The sequence below is a fragment of the Methanohalobium evestigatum Z-7303 genome, assembly GCF_000196655.1.
GTDB lineage: Archaea > Halobacteriota > Methanosarcinia > Methanosarcinales > Methanosarcinaceae > Methanohalobium > Methanohalobium evestigatum.
In genome coordinates this window covers 67,455-87,284 of record NC_014253.1, presented here as the reverse complement: position 1 = coordinate 87,284, position 19,830 = coordinate 67,455, and the positions used below count along the sequence as shown (strand labels likewise).

At 37.6% G+C, this 19,830-nt stretch carries 21 protein-coding genes; 6 read left to right on the top strand and 15 right to left on the bottom strand.

The window, feature by feature from the left end; all coding sequences use genetic code 11:
• From METEV_RS00420 to METEV_RS00410, 3 genes are all read left to right on the top strand, one after another.
• Complete coding sequence (locus METEV_RS00420) at positions 1–303, top strand: hypothetical protein (protein ID WP_013193579.1); 303 nt, start codon at positions 1–3, stop codon at positions 301–303.
• 195 nt (positions 304–498) lie between these two features.
• Positions 499–1,893 (top strand): MATE family efflux transporter, encoded by a 1,395-nt coding sequence (locus METEV_RS00415; protein WP_013193578.1) that lies wholly within the window; start codon positions 499–501, stop codon positions 1,891–1,893.
• Positions 1,894–1,981: 88 nt separating this feature from the next.
• The gene (locus tag METEV_RS00410; RefSeq protein WP_013193577.1) at positions 1,982–2,239 is read left to right on the top strand and encodes a DUF5683 domain-containing protein; all 258 of its coding nucleotides are present in this window, start codon (positions 1,982–1,984) and stop codon (positions 2,237–2,239) included.
• 3 nt (positions 2,240–2,242) lie between these two features.
• On the opposite strand, the gene METEV_RS00405 is transcribed toward METEV_RS00410, so the two are convergent.
• From METEV_RS00405 to METEV_RS00345, 13 genes are all read right to left on the bottom strand, one after another.
• The gene (locus METEV_RS00405; RefSeq protein WP_013193576.1) at positions 2,243–4,021 is read right to left on the bottom strand and encodes a ribosome biogenesis/translation initiation ATPase RLI; all 1,779 of its coding nucleotides are present in this window, start codon (positions 4,019–4,021) and stop codon (positions 2,243–2,245) included.
• Positions 4,022–4,094: 73 nt separating this feature from the next.
• Positions 4,095–4,487 carry an EMC6-like membrane protein gene (locus METEV_RS00400; RefSeq protein WP_013193575.1) on the bottom strand — a complete coding sequence of 131 codons (393 nt, stop codon included), beginning with the start codon at positions 4,485–4,487 and terminating at the stop codon, positions 4,095–4,097.
• Positions 4,488–4,603: 116 nt separating this feature from the next.
• The gene (locus tag METEV_RS00395) at positions 4,604–5,632 is read right to left on the bottom strand and encodes an MBL fold metallo-hydrolase (RefSeq protein ID WP_013193574.1); all 1,029 of its coding nucleotides are present in this window, start codon (positions 5,630–5,632) and stop codon (positions 4,604–4,606) included.
• A gap of 92 nt (positions 5,633–5,724) precedes the next feature.
• Positions 5,725–6,003 (bottom strand): thioredoxin, encoded by a 279-nt coding sequence (trxA, locus tag METEV_RS00390; protein WP_269634935.1) that lies wholly within the window; start codon positions 6,001–6,003, stop codon positions 5,725–5,727.
• 104 nt (positions 6,004–6,107) lie between these two features.
• A complete protein-coding gene (cofE, locus tag METEV_RS00385) occupies positions 6,108–6,908 on the bottom strand; it encodes a coenzyme F420-0:L-glutamate ligase (protein WP_013193572.1) in 801 nt (266 codons plus the stop codon).
• Positions 6,898–8,169 (bottom strand): phosphomethylpyrimidine synthase ThiC, encoded by a 1,272-nt coding sequence (gene thiC / locus METEV_RS00380; protein ID WP_269634934.1) that lies wholly within the window; start codon positions 8,167–8,169, stop codon positions 6,898–6,900. The genes cofE and thiC overlap by 11 nt, the downstream gene beginning before the upstream one ends.
• 12 nt (positions 8,170–8,181) lie before the next feature.
• Complete coding sequence (locus tag METEV_RS00375) at positions 8,182–9,069, bottom strand: methylenetetrahydrofolate reductase (protein WP_232216866.1); 888 nt, start codon at positions 9,067–9,069, stop codon at positions 8,182–8,184.
• 20 nt (positions 9,070–9,089) lie between these two features.
• Positions 9,090–9,713, bottom strand: coding sequence for a methylenetetrahydrofolate reductase C-terminal domain-containing protein (locus tag METEV_RS00370; RefSeq protein ID WP_013193569.1), 624 nt, complete (start codon positions 9,711–9,713; stop codon positions 9,090–9,092).
• Positions 9,714–9,723: 10 nt separating this feature from the next.
• Positions 9,724–10,968, bottom strand: a complete 1,245-nt coding sequence (gene folP, locus METEV_RS00365; protein WP_013193568.1) for a dihydropteroate synthase — start codon at positions 10,966–10,968, stop codon at positions 9,724–9,726.
• 65 nt (positions 10,969–11,033) lie between these two features.
• On the bottom strand, positions 11,034–11,900 hold the full coding sequence (locus METEV_RS00360) for a bifunctional methylenetetrahydrofolate dehydrogenase/methenyltetrahydrofolate cyclohydrolase (protein ID WP_013193567.1): 867 nt from the start codon (positions 11,898–11,900) through the stop codon (positions 11,034–11,036).
• A gap of 15 nt (positions 11,901–11,915) precedes the next feature.
• A complete protein-coding gene (gene glyA / locus METEV_RS00355) occupies positions 11,916–13,151 on the bottom strand; it encodes a serine hydroxymethyltransferase (protein ID WP_013193566.1) in 1,236 nt (411 codons plus the stop codon).
• 89 nt (positions 13,152–13,240) lie between these two features.
• Positions 13,241–13,819: a phosphoribosylglycinamide formyltransferase gene (gene purN / locus METEV_RS00350; RefSeq protein ID WP_013193565.1), complete on the bottom strand. Its 579-nt coding sequence runs from the start codon at positions 13,817–13,819 to the stop codon at positions 13,241–13,243.
• Positions 13,820–13,895: 76 nt separating this feature from the next.
• Entirely contained in the window at positions 13,896–14,882 is a 987-nt protein-coding gene (locus METEV_RS00345) for a transcriptional regulator (RefSeq protein WP_013193564.1), read from the bottom strand.
• A gap of 67 nt (positions 14,883–14,949) precedes the next feature.
• Here METEV_RS00345 and METEV_RS00340 point away from each other — a divergent pair, with 67 nt between their 5' ends.
• Positions 14,950–16,233: a tRNA(Ile)(2)-agmatinylcytidine synthase gene (locus tag METEV_RS00340; RefSeq protein ID WP_013193563.1), complete on the top strand. Its 1,284-nt coding sequence runs from the start codon at positions 14,950–14,952 to the stop codon at positions 16,231–16,233.
• Positions 16,234–16,239: 6 nt separating this feature from the next.
• On the opposite strand, the gene METEV_RS00335 is transcribed toward METEV_RS00340, so the two are convergent.
• Positions 16,240–17,031, bottom strand: coding sequence for an NAD+ synthase (locus tag METEV_RS00335; RefSeq protein WP_013193562.1), 792 nt, complete (start codon positions 17,029–17,031; stop codon positions 16,240–16,242).
• 67 nt (positions 17,032–17,098) lie between these two features.
• On the bottom strand, positions 17,099–18,586 hold the full coding sequence (locus METEV_RS00330; protein WP_013193561.1) for a carotenoid oxygenase family protein: 1,488 nt from the start codon (positions 18,584–18,586) through the stop codon (positions 17,099–17,101).
• 89 nt (positions 18,587–18,675) lie between these two features.
• Here METEV_RS00330 and METEV_RS00325 point away from each other — a divergent pair, with 89 nt between their 5' ends.
• Together METEV_RS00325 and METEV_RS00320 are read left to right on the top strand one after the other, a co-directional pair.
• Complete coding sequence (locus METEV_RS00325; protein ID WP_013193560.1) at positions 18,676–19,167, top strand: NOB1 family endonuclease; 492 nt, start codon at positions 18,676–18,678, stop codon at positions 19,165–19,167.
• Positions 19,168–19,206: 39 nt separating this feature from the next.
• Entirely contained in the window at positions 19,207–19,818 is a 612-nt protein-coding gene (locus METEV_RS00320; protein ID WP_013193559.1) for an orotate phosphoribosyltransferase-like protein, read from the top strand.
• The last annotated feature ends 12 nt before the right edge of the window (positions 19,819–19,830 follow it).

Here is a 19,830-nt window from a genome sequence, read left to right as displayed (position 1 = left end):
ATGGAAATGATAACCATCACATCAATACTTATATTCGGAATATTTTCGTTACTTGCTCTCCTTTTACTTATTAATGTATCATCCATGATGGCTATACTGTTACTTGTTTCTGCGCCTGTGGTTTTGGTACTTCTTATACCGGAAACAGTTATAGGGTTCCTAACATACCAACACATGGTTCTTGCAAACGGTCTGGTTCCTGTAAATAATTTCCATATATTGCTTATTATATGGTCGACCCTTATAGGACTTATACTGTATACGGAATTTTTGACGTGGTATCTCTCAAGAAACAAAGCCTAAATTCACATATCACAATATACATCATTCAAAACCCTTATAAAGATGAAAACTTTAGGGATTAATCCACAAAAACAGTAGAGTACATATTGTAATCTTGATATACATTTTTATATATCGATGAAGATTACAGATTTTTTAAACCAGCCGTCTGAATACTTACTGGAATACTAATCCTGTTAATAGAGAGGAGTTATATTGAATGATAGAAGAGAATTACTGAATAATGAAAAAATCAGTAACCTCCTATTAAAATTATCAGCTCCTGCCATTGCAGGCATGGTGATTCAGGCTCTCTATAATATAGTTGATACTATTTTTGTGGGAAAAGCCCTTGGGGAAGCCAGTGCCCAGGGCATCGGAGGGCTAACCGTTGCATTTCCTGTGCAGATGATTATGGCTGGTTTGGGTCTTATAATTGGTATTGGCGGAGCCTCGATTATATCCCGTAATCTCGGGTCGAACAATATAGACAGAGCTGAAAAAACGCTTGGAAATGTCATATTCCTTATTTTTGTTTTCAGTGCCCTGATAACTGTTGCAGTAAGTCTTTATATTAATCCTATAATGAAAGCCTTCGGTGCAACCGATACAATCCTCCCATATGCTGTAGATTACCTTCGTATCATCACCTATGGATGTATATTCTTTATTTTTGCAATGGCTACAAACAATGTCGTGCGTGCAGAAGGCAACGCCAACATGGCAATGTTTACGATGGTCATCGCGGGAGTGACAAACATCATCCTTGACCCCATTTTTATATTTGGGTTTGGATGGGGTGTTAAAGGTGCAGCCTCTGCTACTATTATTTCACAGCTTATCGGTTCATTATTCCTTGTATATTATCTGTTCAGCGGAAAAAGCATACTGAAACTTCATATTAAAAATCTGATACCACAATATGATATCATAAAAGAAAACATTACCATAGGGTTGTCACCTTTTGCCAGACAATCATCCAGCAGTTTGATGGTGGTGGTACTTAACAATGTTCTTGCAATATATGGAGGAGACGTTTCAATCGCTGTTTTTGGAATTATAAACCGACTGTTCATGTTTATATTCATGCCGATGATAGGAATTGTTCAGGGGTTACAACCTATTGTGGGATTCAATTACGGTGCCAGAAACTTTGAGAGAGTGATGGAATCTGTAAGATTATCGATTATTGTTACTACTGTAATGGCATCCATCGGTTTTGCAATATTTTATGCATTCCCTGAACAACTTTTTGGTGTTTTTAGTAATGACCCAAATCTTATAAACTCTGGAAAATCCGCAATAAGAATTATGGTACTGGTTGTACCGCTTGCAAGTTTTGAATTTATAGGAGCCACTTTGTATCAGGCTATTGGTAAAGCAAAACCTTCATTTGTTCTGTCTGTATCGCGCCAGATTCTTTTTCTGATACCTCTGGTTATTATACTGCCTGGATTTTTCGATTTAAAAGGAGTATGGATAGCATTCCCAATTGCCGGATTTTTATCCTTCATGCTTAGTATTTTTATGATGAACAGGGAATTTAAGGTTCTTAAAGGGCATATTCCTGATAACGGATATGAATACGAAATCCCACAAGGTACCAGATGAAATTATTTACGTTACTTTTTATAAAAAGATTGAAAAAGCACTTATACTAAAAACTACATAAATATTTGACGGGAAGTGGAGGTTAATCATGGATAATACAAATGAAGAGAGATTAAAAAACCCTCTGGCTGCATTAGGGCTTTCATTAATATTTCCAGGACTTGGTCAAATATATAACCAGCAGGTTAAAAAAGGTCAGATGTTTTTTGTAATTGCTATAATATTAATAGTTACAATGTTTGCTGCTGTTGGATTTGTACTTTATCCCATATTCTGGATATACAATATGTACGATGCATACACCGATGCAGTTAAAATGAACAGGGGAGAAATCCAGACCGGTTAAATTTCATTCATCAAAACCGTAATAATAATATTCTCCTGCTGATTTTTGTTCCCTGTCCAATCGGGAATTCGGCTTGTTTACTCTGGGACGCGATGTATCATCATCCCTTCTGAAAGTTATATCAAGGTTGGAAAGGAATTTATTCATACCTTCCTGCATACTGGATGGTCTTTTTGCTACACCATATACAGCCGGTTTACCTTCAAATACAATCAACCGCTCACTCAACATATCAATCATATAAATGTCATGGTCAACCACCATAGCGGTCTTTTTATTATTTTCAGCAAAACGCTTGATAGCTTTTGTTGCCAGTGAACGCTGTTCTACATCCAGATGTGCACTTGGTTCATCAAGGATATACATATCCGCATCACGGCTTAGACAGGCAGCGATTGCAACTCTTTGCAGTTCTCCTCCACTTAAATTGGGGAGCATCTTATCATATAACTCTTCAATCTGCAGTGGTCTTGCAATTTCTCCCTGATAATAACTGGTATCAAACCTACTGGTGATACTTCTCAAAAAATCCTGTACCCTGAGATTGATATCACCCTTGACATACTGGGGTTTAAAAGAAATATTGATGTCAAAATCAAGTTCACCATCATCAGGTTCTATTTCTCCCGCAAGTACCTTTACAAAAGTCGATTTCCCAATACCATTGGGTCCAACTACACCAAGCACCTCGCCCTGTTTTAATGAACCTCCATCAGATGTTAACGAAAAACCATCCTTGTATTGTTTAGAGAATTTTCCGTATTCAACCAGTGTTTCAACTTCTGCTTCAGCTCTCGGGGGATGAACCTCAAACTCGATTGGTTCTGGACGAATGCGAATATTTTCTTCAGGAAGATAACCTTTTAGATACTGGTTAATGGCTATACGCACACCTTTAGGATAGGTGATTACACCATATGCTCCGGGAACTCCATAGGCAACATGAACTACATCTGCAAGCATATCAAGGATAGCGAGGTCGTGTTCAACAACAAGAACAGCTTTTTCCTGTGCAAGTTCCTGTATAAGTTGTGCAACATTTATACGCTGATAGATGTCAAGGTAGGGGCTTATTTCATCAAAGAAATAGAATTCTGCATCCTTAACCATACAGGCCGCAATTGCAACTCTCTGGAGTTCACCCCCACTCAACTCATTTATATTACGATCTATTATCTCATCCAGGTCAAGTCTTTCAATCAGTTGATTCAGTACTCCACGGTCATCTGCTTTTTCAAGTAGTTCACGGGTATTTCCATTAAATGCTTTGGGTATTTTATCAATGTATTGTGGTTTTTGAGATACATTTACTTTGCCGTTTACCAGTTTTCTAAAATAGTCCTGAATCTGTGTACCTGAATATCTCTCAATAACCCTGTCCCAGCTGGATTCCTCTTTGTATTCACCAAGATTTGGAACAAGTGTACCGGATAGTATATTGACTACGGTACTTTTACCTATACCGTTTGGACCAAGAATACCTGTAACTCTTCCTGCCTGTGGGGTAGGAAGTCCATAAAGCACAAAACCATTTGTTCCATATCTGTGTGTCGGAGGTTCTTTAAGTGCTTCCGGTAATCCGATAATCATTATAGCCTTATAGGGACATTTATCAACACAAATACCACAGCCTACACAAAGTTCCTCAGAAATTATAGGTTTTCCTTTTTCACCAAAATAGATTGTTTCATCACCTGTCCTTACTCTGGGACAGTATTTATGGCATTCTTTGCTGCACTTTCTGGGCTGACATCTATCATAGTTTAATACTGCTATCCTCATAACCAACCAATCCCTGTTAGAAACCTGAATTTATCTGTTTGTAAAAAGGAAGTCTTTAAATTAACCTATATATTTAATTCAGCATCAATACCCAGGTGACCAGTGCAAAATCTACTACGAGAAACTCCACATAAAACCAATCTTTAAGTCCAAACTCTTTTGTGCTGATGTTTATCTGAGGGTAGATAACACGCTGTATATAATAGGTAACAATCGCTATTATGACTATTATTGCATACCATGTGGTACCTTCACCGGTTCCCAAAATATACTCAGCAACAACTCCTGCTATTATACCAAGTATTGACGCAACTGCAGTTTTAATAATTCCTTCTACCCGGTCTTTTCTTCTTTGTTCCGGTGTTTTTTCAAATGCTTCAGGACTCTTCACTTTACTGGTACTTTCCTGTTCCTCTGTTCCTTCTTTTTTTCCTTTTCCCTGTTTTTGGGGGGTTGATTCACTCAAATTGTTCCAGTCTCCTGAATGAGTTAATATGAATAGATAAACGGTTTTGTAAGTAGAATACCATGAATTATTGGAAGCTATATAAACATTTATTGTCCCAGATAAATATCTACCAGTTAAATAAATTCATTGCTCAAAACATTGTTGATGTTATCAATGGATATAGAATCAATACCTATGGAATTCAAATAATCCGAAAATTTTGATGGTCTGTGTCCCTTTGGATGATATACAATAGTAATTTCAGGGTTTATTGATTTTACCATATCAACAAGTCCAAACGCATCAAGGTGATCGCTTATTTGGATTGACGGATACACCTGATTTTTGTTTATTCTTCCGGTTACATTGTACTTTGATATATCTTCCGGCAGGTCATCCAAATAGTGAGGAGGAACTACACACACCTCATTATTGTCGGACTCTCCGATACCTGAAAGTTCACCCGGATTATCAAGTAAAAGCTGTGTCAGGTTCAGAGTATTCTCCTCCATTTCTATGGCTCCGTTATATCCCACGTTTCTAAGAAGTTCTACGGTTCTCTGGGCTTTTCCAAATGCATATGCACCGAAGGCTACCCGATTACAGCTTTCAAAAATATCCCTAAAACCATCCAGATCATCACTAAAGTGGCACTTTAAATCCGCAGGGTCTCCATAATTTGCCTCTGTTATCAAGACATCACAATCTGGTAGAGAGGATGCATCTTTTACATCACCTGTTACCAATATACGTGTACCTACATCATTTTCCCAGTAAAATGCAGTTGAACCTACCGTATGTTCGGTGGGATAGGTGTAGATGGACACATCACCGACATCTATTGTTTCACCTATTTTAACCGATTTACCATTGAATTTCTTACCATATCTGGCTTCCAGTGCAAGTGCTGTCTTATCAGAACATAATGAACGGTTTGAAAGCATTGCAGATTTGCCGTGATGGTCTCCATGTGCATGTGTTATAAGATATGCATCAGGCTGTGTATATTTTTCAGGTATTCGGGTTGTATCAATAGAAAAAGTATGTAACCTCCCCTTTTTGGACCTGAAACTTATGGAAAGGTGCGGTTTAAATGTGCCTGTTGCGTTTTTTTGCCGGTAAACAAAAATTCCAAGATCTATTAATTGTTCTGATATTTTCATCCCTCTCAAATCAGGTGAATAATATTAAGATATATACATATTCTGATTAGAAAGGGTGCAATTTAATATCAAAAAAGTAACAAAAGAAAGGGTTATAAAAGTTTATCCAGTTCTGCACTCAGGACATCTGCCTGTTTTAATCCTGTGAATCGTTTGACTTCTTCACCATCTTTTTCGATTACAATGGTAGGTACTGCCATAACATTGTAGTTCCTTGCCATTTCACCATTTTCATCAACATCTACTTCTTTGATGTCTACCTGATCTCCATATTTTTCTTTAAGATCATCAATAATTGGTTTTTGCATCTTACACGGTCCACACCATGTGGCACTGAAATCTAATAATATTGGTTTACCCATTTTGTTCACCTTTTTATGTTTATATCAAAATTCAAAACGGTATTTTAACTTTACAATAACATTTTGGTATTGCAATTATTATACAAAACCAGTGTTCTCTTCATATAAATAAGTTATTGACATTTAGACAGAGATTTGTTGTTTTTACTTATATTACTGTAATACATGCATTCGTTTCTTGAAAAAAGGTGCATTTCTACCGATTCGTTCACAATGTCTACAGGTGCACCTCTTACAAGGATAGCAGGGGTACATTCTCCCGCCTCACCCATAATAATCTGGGCAGCAGATACGAGGTTATCAGCTGTTGCTTTATGTGTAATGTTTAAAGACTTGCCGTATAAATCCTGACATCCTCGAGCATCTTCTACAGGCACAATACCAGATGTACCAAGTGCAATTCCTACACATCCAAGCCTCATCGGCTGGGTTCTGCTATCTCCTATGATAACCCCTAAATTGCAGAAAAATTGTTTATTTATACCCTCCCTGATTGATTCTGCACTTTTTTGTGCGTTTTCCGGCAAAAGTATTACATAACCATCAGGTGCATTAGAGCTATCAATTCCCGCGTTTGGTGAGAGATTTCCCCTTGTAATGGTAAGTACAGCACCAGGTACACCACCTATTATTTCATCACATTCCTGAAGAATAAGTTCCATTTCTCTGGGGTCAATTTCATATTTTTGAGCGTATTCTTTAGCCATTTCACTGGTTTTGACATCACTAAGTTTTATCATTCGATGTTCAGCAGTTGCAACCGCTGATTCTGCCAGTATAAGTATATCATTATCCTGTGGGCTAATTCCTGCATTTTCAAACCCAGCTCCAACAGCTTTTAAAATATCGTCTCCGGATTTTATAATCGGTGTTTTTATTCCAAACATTTGCATGTTAGGGCAATTAATTTCCATATCTATTATCTCCAGAGAGATAGTTTTGCATGATTTTTATAGCACAATATTCCCCACACATTGTACAGGGACCTTCCATTGGACACATTTCTTTAGGTTTATCCGGATCAATCGCCATTTCTATTTGACCGTCCCAGTCAAACTTTCTCCGTTTCACAGACAGCATCAAATCTCTGTCACTCATACCGTATTTTATTGTATCCCCTATATGACCAGCGATTTTAAACGCAACCAGTCCTTCTCTGACCTGTTCCGGTGTGGGCAGTGCAAGATGTCCAGATGGTGTTATGTAGCAGAGATAATCAGCTCCTGCTCCACTTGCCATACTGGCACCTACAGAACCTGCTATATGGTCGTATCCAAGAGCTACATCTATAGGCAGAGGTCCTGCCACAAAAAGAGGGTATTCAGACAGGGATTTGTAGTATCTAACTGTATCAGGAATATCATTTGCCTGAACATGTCCACCTGTACCTTCCACAATCACCTGTACACCTTTTTCATTTGCCCTGTTTGCAAGATGGATATTGGTTTCTATTTCCGACATTTGTGCATCGTCAGAAAGGTCATGGATACATCCGCTTCTCATGGTATTACCGAGTGAAAGCACCACATCATTTTTTCTCAGGATTTCAAGGACAGCATCAAAATTTTGAATGAATGGGTTTTTACATTCATTGGTCAGCATAAATACACTGGTAAATGATCCACCTTTTGAGACCATACCCATAACTCTTTCTGAACCCTTTAGTTTACCAAGTGTATTATTGTCTACACAGTGCAGAACAACGGAACTTACTCCTTCATCCACATGTTTTTCAAGTGTAGAGAATATATCCTTAGATGTCACATTATTCATTCCGTGTTCCACTATAGACTGATAAATAGGAACTGTTGTAATAGGGATGGTTGTGTTTTCAAATACTCTACTACGTATATATGAGATGTTTCCGCCCATTGAAAGATCGGTTATTGTATCTGCACCATACCTATCTGCAATTTTTACTTTTTCAATTTCAGAACCCGGGTCAACATTGGCTGATGAAGTGCCAAGATTAACATTTATTTTGGTGGTTACACCTTTTCCTATGGCTACTGGTGGATTTTTATCCCTTGTCATTATGACAAGTTTGCCATTTGCCACATACGAAAGGATTGTTGTTTCATCAAGATTTTCTGCCTCTGCAACGTATTTCATTTCAGGAGTTAATATTCCATCACGTGCACAGTCTATTTGTGTGGCGCTCATAACATCTTCCATAGTAGTTACTTTTTATTCAGGAGAAAAACCAGCCATTTCAAGTAGAGTTACCGTATTTAAACTTTTTCCAATCGGCATAATATGAACTCCATTACAAATATCTCTAATTTCGTTAATGGTTTCTGCACTTATAGCAAGACCTTCATATACTGGGTCTTTAGCCTCTTCCAGACGGGATATGATATCATCGCCAATTTTTATACCGGGTATATTATTGTTCATAAAACGTGCCATATTAGCCGATTTTAAAGGGATAATACCAGCAATTATTGGTACACTCAGATGTTTTACAGATTCTGTAAACTCTTTGAACTGGTCTACATCATAAACAGCCTGTGTCTGGATAAAATCAACACCCATTTCAGCCTTCTTTTTAAGTTTCATCATCTGCATTTTCTGGGATATATCGATGTTTGATACTACACCCACTGTAAAATGCGGTGTACCTTCAAGCTGGTTACCAGAAAAATCATAACCTTGTGTCAGTTTTTTAACCATAGACAACAACTGGACAGAATCAAGGTCATACACTGGTTTTGCTCCCGGATGGTCTCCTTTTGTAGTGTGGTCTCCAGTCATTATACAGATGCTGTCAATACCCAATGCATTGGCACCGAGAAGGTCAGACTGGATAGCCAGACGATTACGGTCTCTACAGGTCATCTGCATAATCACATTATGACCAGTGTCAGCAAGGATTTTTCCAAGTGCTAAGGGAGACATACGCATGACGGCACGATTATTATCGGTGATATTAATCGCATCAACCCATCCCTTGAGGGTATCAGATATTTTTAGAACTGAAGATATATCGCTTCCTTTGGGAGGTGTTATTTCCGATGTTACTACAAATTCACCGGATTTGAGTTTTTGTCCAAATGATGGCATATTATCAATCATTCCTTTTTAAAAGGCAAAGATTATACACTATTATCTTCCACGTTATCCTTTGGTTCAATTACTTTTTCCAGTAAATCGAGCCTACCAAGTTTTTCAAGTCTTTGATATATGAGTTCCCAGACACAGTCCATATCAGAATTTACTTCACACTTACCACTCATTGAACCTCCACAGGGTCCGTTTAAAAGCCCCTTGGGACATTGAGCCGTTGGACATATACCTCCAAAATCAGCGATTGTACAATTACCACACATGGCACACTGGGCATGAAACACATTACCCTGATAGATACCTCCAAGTGAATCAGTATTGTTTGCGGGATATACTGGTACATCTACAAGTTTTGCAATTATTGAGGTCCCGCTTCCACATGCCATCACAAGAATGGCATCTGCTTTTTTTATATTGGTGTTTTTTTCCACAAGGGAACCATATGAATGGATACTACAGGTTCCGGTTGGTAGGGCCCAGCCTACAACATTTTTACCTGCTTTTTCAAGACGTGCACACATATCTTTTACTTCAGGTTCCCCTCCTGTGTGCATTTTGGCTGCACATACATCACATCCGATAACAAATATTTTATTTTCACCTTTTAAGGATTCCAGTATTTCTTCAAATGATTTGGATGACGAGATAATCATATTTACCTTGTTATTGATAGAGGTACTTTGTATCTGTATACTGTTCCAGTGTCTCTTCAATCATATCCGCAATTAAGGGAAGATTCCGTGCCTGACAGGACAGTTTGTCCACAAGTTGTTCTATCTGCAACAATGTTCCCATAAGTATCACATCAGTAGATTCATCCTCATGAGATACCGCATCACGAGAGATTGCTGCATCTGCTCCCCTTGCAAGCATTTCCTGTTTTATAATAAGCGCTTCAGTGGTTGTGATGTTGTTAATCCTAAGCACGCGGTAAACTGATTTTTTCTTCATAACGTTGGAACCCGATGTAGTAGCACCGATTGATTGAATCAGGTAAGCCGCATCCGATGGATGATTTACGTCCAGGACCGATACTTCAAACCCGTTTTTCCTGACATATGGACTACGGCTTCGTATTGCTTTTGCTACATCAACAACATCTTTTGTCTGGTGTATATCATGAGTTCTTATTATATCCGCACCCTTGTGTACTACCAAAGATGTAGCTGCAAGACTACCATACAGACGTTCTTCTGCAGGTTTTCCTGTTACTGCCTTTATCATGGATTTACGTGATACTGCTGCAAGTAGCGGCTTTTCAAATATTTTGAGGCGTTCAAACTGATCAGCGGTCTCAAAATCATATATTGGGTCTTTTTCAGGCACCCATTTACCAAACGCCGGGTCAAGTATTAGTTTATTGGGATCAATATCTTTTGATTCTGCTTTTTTTATTATCGAACTAAGCGAATCCATAACTGCATCCATACCGAAAGGGTCACCGGGTGTTTGATAGGATGCCATTACAACTGCAGGACAATCATAATCAGCAATCAAATCTACCATCCTGGAATCAGCAGTTAAACCTGAAACATCATTTACAACGTCTACACCCCGTTTCAATGATTCTTCGGCAATGTCTGCAAACATGGTATCTACAGAAATAACAGCATCCACATTACCTTTAAGTTCTTCCAGTGCTGGAAGCAACCGTTCTGTTTCCTGTTTCTTGGTTATCTTTTCAGCCAGCGGCCATGTGGAACGTCCGCCCACATCAATCATGGTTGCTCCTTTATCAACCATATCCTGAGCAGTGTTAATTATAGAATCTTTATCGATTACCGAGTTTTTATAGAAAGATTCCTGACTTAGATTTATAACGCCCATTAAACGTACAGGATGCTCATCTCCAACCTTAAGTCCACATATATCAGAATCAACAGCCATGATTTTACCGGTTCCATCCATTTAAAATATTGAAGATTTTATAAGGAAAAAATAGAATATAGAATATTATAAAATTAACCGTTGATTCAGATTTTATTTTGCGCAGATTTGAGAACATGCTGCATCAAAGTGGCAATGGTCAACGGACCCACTCCACCGGGAACAGGTGTTATAAGTGATGCTTTCTGTTTTACATTATCAAAATCAACATCTCCATAGACCTTGTCTCCCTCTTTTGATATTCCTGCATCAATTACCACTACCCCTTCTTTTACCATATCAGATTTTATAAGATGTTTTACACCGGTTGCTACTATAAGTATATCAGCGTTTACTGTATATCGGTTGAGATTACTGGTATATACATGACAAACCGAAACTGTTGCATTCCGGTTTAAAAGCATGGTTGCCATTGGCTTACCTACCACATTGCTGTGACCTACCACAACCACATCACTTCCTTCAATACCAACATCGTATTCCTCAAGTGCGGTCATTATCCCTTTTGGGGTACAGGGAACAAATTCCTCATTTCCAATTAAAAGGTTGCCCATATTCTGAGGATGGAAGCCATCAGCATCTTTTAAAGGGTCGATTTCCATCATTACTTTCTGCTCATTGATGTGTTCAGGCAGAGGGAGCTGCACAAGTATACCGTGAATGTCGTCACGGCTGTTTAGACTATGAACCAGTTCAATAAGTTCATCCTGTGTTGTATCTTCGGAAAGGAAGTGATCCTCTGCAATTATTCCTACTCTGTCACAGGCTTTATGTTTTAATTTAACATACATCTTGGATGCCGGGTCATCTCCCACTACAATAGTAGAGAGACTGGGGGTTATATTATACCGGTCTTTTAAATTCTGAACTTTAGAACTTACTTCTGATTCTATTTTTTTGGACAATGAGCGTCCATCGATTATTTTTGGGTCGTAATTTTGCCCTTCCGGCATTTGAGTCACCTGTGATTATTTATAAATCGGGTAACTGCTGGCAAATTGCTGGACATCTGCAGATATCTTCTCAAGTTCTGAATCATCATTTCTGTTGTCAATCGCCTGTTTGAGGAAATCTGCAACATCCTCCATCTCAGACTCTTTCATACCTCTTGTTGTAATAGGAGGAGTACCTACCCTTACTCCGCTGGTAATAAACGGTCCTCGTGTTTCAGACGGGATTGTATTCTTATTTAAAACAATTCCAGCCTTGCTAAACACTGTTTCAGCATCCTTACCTGTTATATCAAAGTCATTGAGGTTTACAAGCATCATATGGTTATCCGTATCCCCTGATACGATGGTAAATCCTCTGTCCTCCAGGTTTTTACACAATGCTTTTGCATTTTTAACTGTTTGTTCTAGGTCTTTTTTGAATTGAGGAGTCTGTGCTTCCTTAAAAGCTACAGCTTTCCCGGCAATCACATGCATCAGGGGTCCTCCTTGTATACCTGGGAACACTGTTTTGTCAATAGCTTTTGCGTAATCTTCACTACACATAATCATACCACCCCTGGGACCCCTGAGTGTCTTATGGGTGGTAGTAGTCACAAAATCAGCATATGGCACTGGATTCTGATGCACACCTGCTGCCACCAGTCCTGCTATATGAGCAATATCTGCAAGCAGGTAGGCACCTACCTCATCTGCGATTTCTCTGAAACGTTTAAAATCAATCTCTCTTGAATATGCAGAAGCACCTGCAACAATCATTTTAGGTTTGTTTTCCTTTGCAATATCCATCAATTCATCATAGTCAATCGTTTCTGTTTCTTTGTTCACACCATAGGGTACAACATTGTAGAATTTACCTGTGAAATTAACAGGACTTCCATGAGAAAGATGACCTCCCTGACTCAGGTCCATCGCCATTATGGTGTCACCATATTCAAGTACTGAAAAATATACAGCCATATTGGCATTAGAACCTGAATGTGGCTGTACATTTACATGTTCAGCACCAAAAATCTGTTTGGCTCTATCAATGGCAAGGTTTTCAGCGATGTCTACATACTCACATCCACCATAGTAGCGCTTGCCAGAATAACCCTCTGCATATTTATTGGTCATAATAGAGCCCTGCGCTTCCATCACAGCGCGGCTTGTATAATTTTCAGATGCTATTAAGTTTAATTTATAATCCTGACGTTTTGCTTCTAATTCCATTGCTTCAGCAATTTCTGGGTCAATTTCTGAAATATATGACATACTATCCTTCCTTTTTGTTGAATAATAAAAGTAATACTATATAATGAATTAAATCGATTTTTTAAGGGGTATAAAGTGTCCCTTTAATATTAAACTTTACCCTCAACCCACAACTTTACAGCTTCCGGGTAAATCTCATGTTCCTCTTGCAGTATCCTGTTTTCCAGTGTTTCTTCAGTATCGTCTTCATAAACAGGTACACATTCCTGTAATATAATAGGTCCAGAATCCATATCTTCGGTAACATAATGTACTGTGCATCCAGATACTTTTACACCGTAATCAAGTGCCTGTTTTTGTGCTCTAAGACCTTTAAAAGCTGGCAATAATGAAGGATGAATATTAAGAATCCTGTGTTTATAAAACCGTACAAATTTATTCCCAAGAATACGCATAAATCCTGCCAGAAGAACAAGGTCGGTGTTAAATTCTTCTAATTTTTTAATTAGCTCTTTTTCATATTCTGATTTGTCTGAAAACTCTGATGGATCTATAAAAACTGCACTAATCCCATATTTTTTTGCACGTTCCAGTGCATGGGCATCTCTAACATCACTGATAACCGCCTTAATATTGGCGTCATGAATGTAGCCATTCTCCACATTATTGATTATCGACTGTAGATTTGTACCTCTTCCCGAAGCCAGAACTGCAATATTTACAACCATTGGTGGTTTGTAAGGATTTTTTATATATTTAGAGTTTTGGGGTAGTGTAGATATACAAGATAGAAAATAGAAAAAGTTAATTGCTTTCACTTCTACTTTTATTGTTATTTTTCATTCTCTCTTCTATAAGTTGTAGCAGGTCTTCAGGATCTAACAGTTTATTGAGTTCATCCCTTTTGATAAACACTGTACTGTCGAAAGACTCGGATTTTAAATTGCACTGGTCTTTTATTATGAATACCGATTGTGAACCTGTTACATTGGAAATGCTACTCATAAGTTCAGCCCTTTTTATCATGGAATTGCAGTATTTACTTATTCCTGTCAGAATCACATCTGTATCTTTTTTGGATACACCTCTAAACGGTGCTTGATTTGTAGAAAGCACATCGTATCCGAGTGTTGATATTAAATTTAATATGTTATCTTCGGGAGGTTTGGTTTCGTATTCATTATTTTCTTCATCCTCCTGTAACTTATTATCAAAAAATTCCAGTACATCTATGGATTTAGCAAGTGCAACATCAAACAGCTCTTCAAGCTGGAGGGCAATATCGATAGATGCATCCATGCCTCCTTCTTCATATTTGCTGATTGTTCTTCTGGACACTCCAAGTTGGGATGCAATAGTTCCTATTGACATGGAGACCGACATTCTTGCTTCTCTTAATACGTCTCCATCTATTGAAACATACAATCCTCCTGGTGCTGCTGACACCAACGGGGGAACTGATTCCACAAAGTAATCATATAAAGTTTGCACATTTAGAGCCGGTATACCATACCTTATATACACTACTCCGTCTTCAAGCATTTGATTACGTGTCTTTGCACCTACAATTAATGCTGAACCATCGAGGTATTTAGCCAGAGATTTCATCTCTTGGGCAGTTTCTTCATTCAGACCGTCAATGTTGTATAAAGCTTTGCAAAATATGAGAATATCATCCTTTCTTGCGGTTATATCAAAACTTCGAGGTCTGATATTACACCGTTTTGAAACAACAAAATTTGCACGTTTTAATACATCAACTATCTGATGTATTAAGATATCTTTGGTCATGCTTATCCTAACACTAATTTATGTATATTTATATATATAATTTATCCATTGTATATGCGTAACAAATATGATAATTGGTATTGATGATACAGATTCCAGAGAGGGAATGTGCACCACGTATCTTGGTGCGATATTAATTGAAGAACTTACTGTATATGGAAGCATTCGTGGATATCCTATACTGGTTCGCCTGAACCCAACAATCCCCTACAAAACACGCGGTAATGCAGCTATTGCAATTCAGATTGATACAAAATACCCTGATAAAGTCATAGAATATGTTATATCAAAAATTGAATCCCTTGCAGAAATGCAAAGTGAGAAAACTAACCCAGGTGTAGTTTTTGTTCATGATAGAGAGTATAACAAATCAAAATCTGCTTTAAAAGATTTTTTTTACGATACTGTCCATAATGTCATGGCAATTGAAAATGCAAAAAACCTGATATCAAAACTTGGTCTCATTGCAAAAGGATACAAAAAAGAGAGGGGTCTTATAGGTGCACTTGCAGCTACAGGTGCAATGCTTGATAGTGAATGGGACTCTACCTATGAGTATCTAACATACAGGAAAAAAGAGAAATGGGGTTTATCCAGAGTAGTCGATGAAAACAGTATATACAAAAGTGACCTTGATTTTTATCCGGATACATGGGATACTGTGGATTGGGAAAACTATGTAATCGTCTGTGTTCCCAAATCACCCGACCCTGTACTATATGGAATCAGAGGGAAAGATGACCATACAGTTAAAAGTGCAACAGAGGATATAAAATCCGAAACTGTTGAAAGAAGTGCTGTGTACAAAACAAATCAAGGTACAGATATGCACCTGATAAATGTATCCAGTATAAAAGAGGTCACTGATATGCAGTCCTATATTGTTCAGGGCACAGTTAAAAATCATCCATACACCATAGAAGGTGGACATACTATATTTACACTTGGTGATAATTCTGGTAATACAATTGATTGTGCCGCCTATGAACCCACCAAGAATTTCAGATATCTGGTAAGAAAACTGAAGACTGGAGACAATATTACTGTATATGGAAGTGTTAAAAACCAGACATTAAATATTGAAAAATTCAAAATAAACCGCCTTGTTCCAATATATGAAACCAGAAATCCCACCTGTCCGATATGTAACAAAAGAATGAAATCAGCAGGGAAAAATCAGGGATTCAAGTGCAGAAAATGCAAAACCAAAGCTGGATCTTCTGTACTGGTAGAAATCGACAGAGAAATTGAAACCGGTCTTTACGAAGTACCACCTTCTGCCAGACGTCATCTGGCAAAACCACTTGTCCGGTTCATGTCGTCCAACTATAATATATTCCCAAGCAGATGAACTGTTTTATTCCATATAATGGCGGGCAGCATCAACTATTGCAATGGGAGGTACTTTGCGCTTGTGAATATTTGATTTCATACGGGACAACAATAAATCTATTTGATCCGGTGTTAAATCAAATATTTCCTGCAGATTTTCAGGTTTTTCACCATGAAACACCAAATTAAGGATTCTGTCTATAATCTCATAGGGCAGACCAAGTTCATTTTCATCAGTCTGTCCTGACCATAAACCTGCAGATGGTTTTTTATTGATAATGTGTTCAGGAATCGAGAGAAGTTTCGCAAGTTCAAACACTTCTGTTTTGTAAAGGTCACCTATTGGTTCTAAATCCACTCCACCATCGCCATATTTTGTAAAGTATCCAAGCATTATTTCGCTCTTGTTACCTGTACCCACGACCATTTTATAGAATGAATTTGCGTAGTAGTATAAAAGACACATCCTTATCCGGGATTTTAAATTACCTACAACAGGTGGTTTTTCACCCGATTCATCTGGAATTTCTGAAATGAAGCAATTTAAAATCCTGGAAATATCTATATTTTTGAAGTTGATGCCAAGGCTATTTGCAATAATTTCTGAATCTTTGGAATCCTTTGTTGATGTTACACCTTCTTCCGGCAGATGGATACCAAGCACATTTTCACTTCCAAGTGCTTCTACTGCAAGATTAGCTGTTACAGCCGAATCTATACCACCACTAAGCCCTATTACAACACCTGTTGAATCCGCTTCTTTTACTTTTGAACGGATAAAATTGACAATTATACTTCTGGCTCTGTCGTAATCCATGTTATCCTATATCGTTGATGTTGAATGTTGTTCATAGACAAATTATCAGATATATATAAATTGTTTCTTACTGGGAAGATTTCCAGAACCCATGGAAACTTAATGGAACATGATGCTTTAGGTGTACTTTTGCCACAGGACCACTTTCAAGGTTATCAGCCTGTAGTATTGCCAGAAAACTCTTTTTTAAATAACTGTCATATACCTCAGTTAATATCCACCCAGGTTCATCGTTTATATCTGATGAATAATTATATCCTGGTTTTGGTACAAAAACCGGTTCAGTACAATAATACCCTTTTCCAAAATCATAGAATTCTGGAAGACCTGTATCCATATCCATTCTTACAACCGAAGACCAGAAAACATCCTCTGGTTTATGAGCCCTGACAAAATATCCATATTTGTGTTTGCGACAAGAATGATACTGGTTCACCACTGGATATTCATAATTTGCTCCATCCAGTACTTGCTGTTGTACAGTTTCCTTATCAAGATCTATTATATATCTTCTTATTTCACCCGGATAATCACTTTTCTTTTCTCTTCCCTCCATTATGGCATAAAATGTGGGGTCATCACCAAATATCTGTTCAGGATACCTATAACCGACAAAATCAGCTACAATCTTGTTTCCTTCCTCATAAGCATTTAATGTATGCCACATCCATGAAGATTCAACCGAAAACTGATAAGGTTCTACCTCGCCTTCCTCATTACGATTTAATACTAACAAAATATTACCCTGTTTGGGTCTCCAGTAAAGTGATTCCAAAAAACTTGATAAACCGCTCATGAACTTAAAGACATAGGGTTCTGCAGGCTGGAAATTTAAAATGATATGATTATCAGAAACAAAGAAATCATGTATATAGGAGTTTTTAGGAATTTTGACTTTCTGGAATTTTACAAGGTTATCATTCTTGTCCACTGTGGTTATATTTAGTTTATCTTTTAGACCACTTACAAGAATCCATTCTTCTGTCTGACCGTCAATCTTTGAGTGAGCCATGAAATTTACAGGAATTTTACTTTTGTTTAATCCCAGCTGAGTTTTACCTTTTGTCTCCAGTGTATCAGGGTCCAATTCATAGATGTAAGAACCATCATCAAAGGCATAGAGTTTTCCATTTCTTTCAATTACTGTTACCCCTGCCTGACTTTCAAGTTTTCTGCCGAATATATTCGATATTGGTCCACCCGGTGCCAGCGTTGTCCATGAAGCGTATAAAAGTTTACCTTTTTCTTGTTCATCAACAAACTTATCAGTTCTTACAAATTTGTTTTGATAATATACTCCTCCTTCATGGAAATGGAATGACTGTATCATTCCGTCTCCATCAAATATATATCGTTTACGTAAATTCCCACGGTCAAACAATCCGGGACCATTGAGATACAGGGTACCTTTCAAATCATTAGGTATTGTACCTTCAATTTCTGCTTCATAGGAATATTCCCCGTCAACAGAAGTCGCCAGTCCCAGTGGTGATGGAGTATCCTGTTCATCAAGTGATGGAAATGATGTATTATCCAGTGGTTCACTATCGTCCATATTAATCTATAGAAATCTAATTGTAACATCTACTTATTAATATTGGTATATCCACATAGTTAAAATAAAGACCGATATAAGGATTTATTATGAAATATTACATTGCAGATTCTGCTGTATTTATCATGGACGGTTTTAAAAATATCAACTATTCATCCTTTATAACAGTTGCCTCGGTTACAGAGGAATTAAAAAGCGATGAAGCTGTTATGAGGTATGACATCGCCAGAGAAAACGGTATAATTGTCGAAGTACCAGAACCTGATAAAAGAAATAGTGTTATTGAAACCGCCCGATACACCAGAGACCTTAATGAGCTGTCAAAGGCTGATATAGATATACTGGCAAAAGCACTGGAATACAGAGATAAAGAAAACATAACACTTCTTACCGATGATTATGCAGTACAAAATGTTGCAGAACTATTAAAGATTAATATAGAGCCTGTTGCTCAAAAAAAGATTAAAGACAAACTTGTATGGGAAAAAGAATGTATAGGATGTAAAAAACGGTTTGAATGTGGTGATACATGTCCCATCTGCGGTTCAAAACTTAAAAGGAAAAGTAAAAGAAAAGTATAATTATTTAGATGACTTATAATTAATTTAGGCGCGGATACCATGAAGAACATAGATGACATGATAGAAAAAGCAGAAGAATTACAATCCAAGGGGCTTGTGACAGGACAGATTGCAGACGAATTGAATGTATCACGTGAAACTATTACCTGGCTACTTACAAGAGCAAAGAAAGATTCAAAAAGTCCCGCTCCAAAAGACATTTCCGTTGACTGGAGTATGGTTGGAAAAAACTCCTGCAGACTCAGATACATATCGAATGCACTGGCTGACATGACAATGGAATCTGCATGTGAAACAGATTCAGAAATTGATACAATAGTTGGTATCGGTCTTAGCGGAGTCCCTCTTGCAAGTCATATTGCAGATGATTTGGACAAAGAACTTGCAATATTCCACGGCACAACCAAACAGAACGAAGATAAAAGAGTACCAGGAACCGTTAGCAGAAATTTTGGAGAGGTTACAGGCAAAAATTGTGTTGTCGTCGATGATGTTATAACATCAGGAGCTACAATTACTGAAGTTATTAATCAACTAAGAGATTTTGGCGCAAACCCTGTTGTTGTTACTGTTATTATCGATAAAAAAGGGTCAGAGAAAATATCTGATGTGCCTGTTAAATCAATGGTACGTATTGTCCGTGTAGATTAAAAACCAGAAATA

Coding starts and splice junctions, on each gene's coding strand:
- METEV_RS00420 (WP_013193579.1), top strand. CDS start 1: ATGGAAATGATAACCATCACATCAATACTTATATTCGGAATATTTTCG.
- METEV_RS00410 (WP_013193577.1), top strand. CDS start 1,982: ATGGATAATACAAATGAAGAGAGATTAAAAAACCCTCTGGCTGCATTA.
- METEV_RS00405 (WP_013193576.1), bottom strand. CDS start 4,021: ATGAGGATAGCAGTATTAAACTATGATAGATGTCAGCCCAGAAAGTGC.
- METEV_RS00395 (WP_013193574.1), bottom strand. CDS start 5,632: ATGAAAATATCAGAACAATTAATAGATCTTGGAATTTTTGTTTACCGG.
- cofE (WP_013193572.1), bottom strand. CDS start 6,908: ATGGAAATTAATTGCCCTAACATGCAAATGTTTGGAATAAAAACACCG.
- thiC (WP_269634934.1), bottom strand. CDS start 8,169: ATGGAAGATGTTATGAGCGCCACACAAATAGACTGTGCACGTGATGGA.
- METEV_RS00375 (WP_232216866.1), bottom strand. CDS start 9,069: ATGATTGATAATATGCCATCATTTGGACAAAAACTCAAATCCGGTGAA.
- METEV_RS00370 (WP_013193569.1), bottom strand. CDS start 9,713: ATGATTATCTCGTCATCCAAATCATTTGAAGAAATACTGGAATCCTTA.
- folP (WP_013193568.1), bottom strand. CDS start 10,968: ATGGATGGAACCGGTAAAATCATGGCTGTTGATTCTGATATATGTGGA.
- METEV_RS00360 (WP_013193567.1), bottom strand. CDS start 11,900: ATGCCGGAAGGGCAAAATTACGACCCAAAAATAATCGATGGACGCTCA.
- glyA (WP_013193566.1), bottom strand. CDS start 13,151: ATGTCATATATTTCAGAAATTGACCCAGAAATTGCTGAAGCAATGGAA.
- purN (WP_013193565.1), bottom strand. CDS start 13,819: ATGGTTGTAAATATTGCAGTTCTGGCTTCGGGAAGAGGTACAAATCTA.
- METEV_RS00345 (WP_013193564.1), bottom strand. CDS start 14,882: ATGACCAAAGATATCTTAATACATCAGATAGTTGATGTATTAAAACGT.
- METEV_RS00340 (WP_013193563.1), top strand. CDS start 14,950: ATGATAATTGGTATTGATGATACAGATTCCAGAGAGGGAATGTGCACC.
- METEV_RS00335 (WP_013193562.1), bottom strand. CDS start 17,031: ATGGATTACGACAGAGCCAGAAGTATAATTGTCAATTTTATCCGTTCA.
- METEV_RS00330 (WP_013193561.1), bottom strand. CDS start 18,586: ATGGACGATAGTGAACCACTGGATAATACATCATTTCCATCACTTGAT.
- METEV_RS00325 (WP_013193560.1), top strand. CDS start 18,676: ATGAAATATTACATTGCAGATTCTGCTGTATTTATCATGGACGGTTTT.
- METEV_RS00320 (WP_013193559.1), top strand. CDS start 19,207: ATGAAGAACATAGATGACATGATAGAAAAAGCAGAAGAATTACAATCC.